Annotated in this window: 1 protein-coding gene; it reads left to right on the plus strand. The window is 74.9% G+C overall.

The genetic code is table 11. The features are described from left to right. A partial coding sequence (locus tag AB0O11_RS38980) for a beta-ketoacyl synthase N-terminal-like domain-containing protein (RefSeq protein WP_363397290.1) occupies window positions 1-5,815 on the plus strand: 5,815 nt, incomplete at both ends.

Here is a 5,815-nt window from a genome sequence, read left to right on the forward strand (position 1 = left end):
CACCGGCACCCTCGGCTCACTCCTGGCCCGACACCTCATCACCCACCACGGCGCACGCCACCTCCACCTCACCAGCCGAACCGGCCCCAACGCCAACGACGCCACCGAACTGGAAACCGAACTCACCGCACTCGGCGCCCACATCACCATCACCGCCACCGACACCAGCAACCCCGACCACCTCACCACCCTGCTCACCCAGATCCCCGACCAACACCCCCTCACCGCCGTCATCCACACCGCCGGCACCCTCGACGACGCGATCCTCGAGAACCTCTCGCCCGAGCGCCTGCGGCAGGTCCTGCTGCCCAAGGTGGACGCGGCCTGGAACCTGCACGAGCTCACCCGCCACGCCGACCTGTCCGCGTTCGTGCTCTTCTCCTCGATCGCCGGCATCCTCGGCAACGCCGGGCAGGCCAACTACGCCGCGGGCAACACCTTCCTCGACGCCCTCGCCCAGTACCGCCGCGCCCAGGGGCTGCCCGGCACCTCCCTCGCCTGGGGCCTGTGGGACCAGGCGAGCGGCATGACGACCGCCCTGGACAAGGCCGACCGCGCCCGGATCGGCCGGACCGGCGTCGTCCCCATGGCACCGGAGGAGGCCCTGGAGCTGCTGGACGCGGCGCTCGGCTCGGGGCGGGCCTTGGCGGTCCCGGCGCTCCTGGACCCGGCCGTGCTGCGCCGCCGGGCGGACGCGGGCACCCTGCCGGTACTGCTGAGTTCCCTGGTGCGACCGCGGCTGCCGCGCACCGCCGCCCGACGTACCGGGGCCGACGAGCGCTCGCCGCTCGCGGGGCTCGTCGGGCTCACCGCCTCCGAGCGAAAGCGGGCCGTGCTGGACCTGGTGCGTGCGCAGGCCGCCGTCGTGCTCGGGCACTCCGCACCCGAGTCCATCGACGTCGACCGCCCGTTCGGCGAGATCGGCTTCGACTCGCTGACCTCGGTCGAGCTGCGCAACCGGATAGGCGAGGCGACGGGCCTGCGCCTGTCGGCGACCCTTGCCTTCGACCACCCCACCCCCGCCGCCCTCTCCGGGCACGTGCTGGAACTGCTCGGTGGCCGTACGGCGGAGGCCGCCGCCCCCGGGCCCGTCGCACCGGCAGCGGCCGGGGCCGCGGACGAGCCGATCGCGGTGGTGGCGATGAGCTGCCGCTACCCGGGCGGTGTCACCTCCCCCGAGGACCTGTGGCGGCTGGTAGCCGACGGCAGCGACGCCATCGGGGACTTCCCCGCCGACCGCGGATGGGACGTCGAGGGCCTCTACCACCCGGAGATCGGCACACCGGGCAGGACCTACACCCGGCACGGCGGCTTCCTCCACGACGCTCCCCTGTTCGACGCCGAGTTCTTCGGCATCAGCCCGCGCGAGGCCACCGCCATGGACCCGCAGCAGCGGCTGCTGCTGGAGACCGCCTGGGAGGCGTTCGAAGGGGCGGGCATCCTCCCCGAGACCCTGCGCGGCAGCGACACCGGGGTGTTCGCGGGGACCAGCTCGCAGGACTACACGGCGCTGCTGGACGCCGCGCCCGAGGAGGCCGGCGGCTACCGGCTGACCGGCAGCTCGGCGAGCATCATCTCCGGCCGCGTCGCCTACACCTTCGGTCTGGAGGGTCCGGCGGTCAGCGTCGACACCGCCTGCTCGTCGTCACTGGTGGCCATCCACCTCGCGGCGCAGGCGCTGCGCCGCGGCGAGTGCTCGCTCGCGCTGGCCGGCGGTGCGTCCGTCCTGGCCACACCGACGCTCTTCGTCGAGTTCAGCCGCCAGCGCGGGCTGTCCCCCGACGGCCGCTGCAAGGCCTTCTCCGCCGACGCGGACGGCACCAGCTGGGGCGAGGGCGTGGGTCTGGTCCTCCTGGAGCGGCTCTCCGACGCGCTCCGCAACGGCCGCCGGATCCTGGGGGTGATCCGCGGCAGCGCGGTCAACCAGGACGGCGCCAGCAACGGGCTGACCGCGCCCAACGGCCCGTCCCAGGAGCGGGTGATCCGCCAGGCCCTCGCCGACGCCCGCCTCACCCCCGCCGACGTGGACGCCGTCGAGGCGCACGGCACCGGCACCACCCTGGGCGACCCCATCGAGGCCCAGGCCATCCTCGCCACCTACGGGCAGGAGCGCACCCGGGAACTGCCGGTGCACCTGGGGTCGGTGAAGTCCAACATCGGCCACACCCAGGCCGCCGCCGGTGTCGCGGGCGTCATCAAGATGCTCATGGCGATGCGGCACGGCGTCCTCCCCCCGACCCTGCACGCCGACGAGCCCACCCCGCACGCCGACTGGAGCACCGGCACCGTCCGCCTGGTCACCGAGGCCACACCCTGGCCCGGGACCGGCCGGCCCCGCCGCGCCGCGATCTCGTCGTTCGGCATGAGCGGCACCAACGCGCACCTGGTTCTGGAGGCGGCCCCGGAGCCGGAGGCCGCGGCGGACCCGGCTCCGCGGGACTCCGGTGACGCGGTGGTGCCGTGGCTGCTGAGCGGGCGTTCCACCGAGGCACTGCGGGAGCAGGCACGGCAGTTGCTGGCCTGGGCCGACGCGACCCCGAGCGCCGGGGTCCGGGACATCGCCCACGCCCTGGCCACGACCCGTGCCACCTTCGAGCACCGCGCGGTGCTCGTCGGGGCGGACCGGGAGGAGCTGCGCACCGCCCTCGACGCCCTAGCCCAGGGCGCACCCTCGCCGCAGCTGACGCAGGGCACGGCCGGGACCGGCCACCGGACGGTCTTCGTCTTCCCCGGCCAGGGTTCCCAATGGGAGGGAATGGCCCTGGAGTTGCTGGAGACCTCGGAGGTCTTCCGGGAGCGGATGCGCGAGTGTGCCGAGGCGCTCGCCCCGCACACCGGCTGGGACCTCCTCGACCTCCTGCACGGCAGGCCTGGCACGCCCGCCATGGACACCGCCGACACCATCCAGCCCGCCCTGTTCGCGGTGATGGTCTCGCTGGCGGCCCTATGGCGCTCGTACGGCGTCGAACCGGCCGCGGTCATCGGCCACTCCCAGGGCGAGATCGCCGCGGCGTGCGTCGCCGGCGCGCTCTCCCTGGAGGACGCGGCCCTGGTGGTCGCCCTGCGCAGCCGGGCACTCGACGCCCTTCGCGGCCGCGGCGGCATGCTGTCCGTGCCCCTGGCGCACGACGAGGTGGCGGACCTGCTCGGGCGCTGGGAGGGCCGGCTGTCCGTCGCGGCCGTCAACAGCCCGCGCTCGACGGTGGTTTCCGGTGACACCGGGGCCCTGGAGGAGCTGCACGCGCACTGCGCCGCCGAGGGCGTGCGCAGCAAGGTGATCCCCGTCGACTACGCCTCGCACTGCGCCCAGGTCGAGGCCGTCCGGGACCGGCTGGCCGAGGTGCTGGCCCCCGTCTCCCCACGCTCCGCCGAGGTTCCCTTCTACTCCACCGTCACCGGCGGCCTCGTCGACACCGCGACGCTGGACGCCGGGTACTGGTACCGCAACCTCCGCCGGACCGTCCGGTTCGAGGAGACCGTGGGCGTCCTCGCGGCGGCCGGGCACCACGCCTTCGTCGAGGTCAGTCCCCATCCGGTGCTGACCACGAGCCTCCAGGAGACGCTGGAGGAGCTGGACCTCCGGCAGGGCACCGCGGTCGTCGGCACCCTGCGCCGCGGCGAGGGCGGCCCGGCCCGGATGCTCACCGCGCTGGCCGCGGCACACACTCAGGGCCTGGCCGTGGACTGGTCCCCGGCCCTGCCGGAAGCCCCCCAGAACGGCGTGGATCTGCCGACCTACTCCTTCCAGCGGCGCCGCCACTGGCTGGACGTGGCACCGCCGCAGGCGGATCCCGCGCAGCTGGGCCTGCGGCCGACCGGCCACCCGCTGCTGGGCGCCGCCCTGCCGCTGGCCGGCAGCGAGGGCCTCGTCGTCACCGGCAGCCTGTCCCGGCGGGCCCAGCCCTGGCTGGCCGACCACACGGTGACCGGCACCACCCTGCTGCCGGGTACCGCGTTCGTGGAGCTGGCCCTGCACGCCGCCGGCGAGGCGGGCTGTGCCCGCATCGAGGAACTGACCGTGCTGGCACCGCTGCCGCTGTCGGAGGAGACGGTGCACCTCCAGGTGACCGTCGACCCGCCGGACGAGACGGGGCTGCGGTCCTTCCACATCCACTCCCGGCCCGGCGACGCCGACCTGGACCTCCCCTGGACCCGGAACGCCACCGGAACGCTGGGCGCGGCGGCACGGCCCACCCGGGAGCAGGCCCTCACCGCCTGGCCGCCCGCCGGAGCGACCCCGGTGGACCTCGGCGGGCACTACGACGGCCTGGCCGCCCTGGGGTACGAGTACGGACCGGCCTTCCAGGGGCTGGAGGCCGCCTGGCGATCGGGCGGGGACCTGTACGCCGAAGTCCGCCTCGCGGAGGAGCAGTCGGCGGAGGCCGGCTCCTACGGCCTGCATCCGGCGCTGCTGGACGCCGCCCTGCACGCCCTCGGTGTGGACGACTCCCGGGCCGAGGAGGGCACCGTCCGGCTCCCGTTCGTCTGGAGCGGTGTGCAGTTGTACGCCCGGGGCGCCGGGGCACTGCGGGTCCGGCTCTCGCCCACAGGCACCGACGCGGTGGCCCTGACCGTGGCCGACGCCGCCGGGCAGCCGGTGGCATCGGTCGAGTCGCTGGTCCTGCGGCCGGTCTCCCCCGGACAGTTGGCGGCGGACGCGCGGTCCGATTCGATGTTCCTCGTCGAGTGGACCGCCGTACCGGAGCCGGACCGGGACGACGCCCGGTGGGCGGTGCTCGGGTCGCCCGCCCTGGCCGCGGCCCTCGACGCCGCGCCGTACGCGGACCTGCGGTCCCTGGAGGGCGAGGTGCCCCCGGTGGTGGTCGTCCAGTGCCTCACGGAGTCCTGGGACGACCTCGCCGGGGCGACGCGGGAGGCGACGGTACGGGCCCTGGGCCTGGTCCGGACGTGGCTGGCCGACGAGCGGTTCGCCTCGTCACGGCTGGTCGTCCTCACCCGGGGCGCGGTGGCCGCCGGGGAAGGCGACCGGGTCCGCGACCCCGCGCACGCCGCGGTGTGGGGCCTGCTGAGGACCGCACAGTCGGAGAACCCGGAGCGCGTCGTGCTCGTCGACCTCGACGGCCGGGACGGCTCGTACGGAAAGGTCCGGGCGGCGTCGGCCACCGGCGAACCACAGCTCGCCGTCCGCGACGGCGCGTTGCGTGCCGCCCGGCTCGTACGCCCGAGGCCGGCCGACGGTCTGACGCTGCCGGCGGAGCCCTGGCGGTTGCGGAGCCTGGGAACGGGCACGCTGGACGGCCTCGCCGCGACGGCGTGCCCTCAGGAGCCGCTGGGCCCGGGGCAGGTGCGGATCGCGGTGCGCGCGGCCGGGGTGAACTTCCGCGACGTGCTGATCACGCTGGGCATGTACCCGGGCGACGAGGCACTGATCGGCGGCGAGGCCGCCGGCGTGGTGACCGAAGTCGCCCCCGACGTCACCCGCTTCGCACCGGGCGACCGGGTATTCGGGCTGTTCCCCGGGGCCATCGCGGCCTTCGCCGACACGGACCACCGCATGGTCGCCCGGGTACCCGAGGGGTGGACGCTCGCCGAGGCGGCGGTGACGCCCGTCGTCTTCCTGACCGCATACTACGGCCTACGGGACCTCGCCGACATACAACCCGGACAACGACTCCTCGTCCACACCGCCACCGGCGGCGTCGGCATGGCCGCCGTCCAACTCGCCCACCACTGGGGCATCGACGTCTACACCACCGCCAGCCCCGCCAAATGGCCCACCCTCCACACCATGGGACTGGACGACGACCACATCGCCTCCTCCCGCACCCTCGACTTCGAGAACCACTTCCTCAAC

The organism is Kitasatospora sp. NPDC093102 (assembly GCF_040683915.1).
Taxonomy (GTDB): domain Bacteria; phylum Actinomycetota; class Actinomycetes; order Streptomycetales; family Streptomycetaceae; genus Kitasatospora.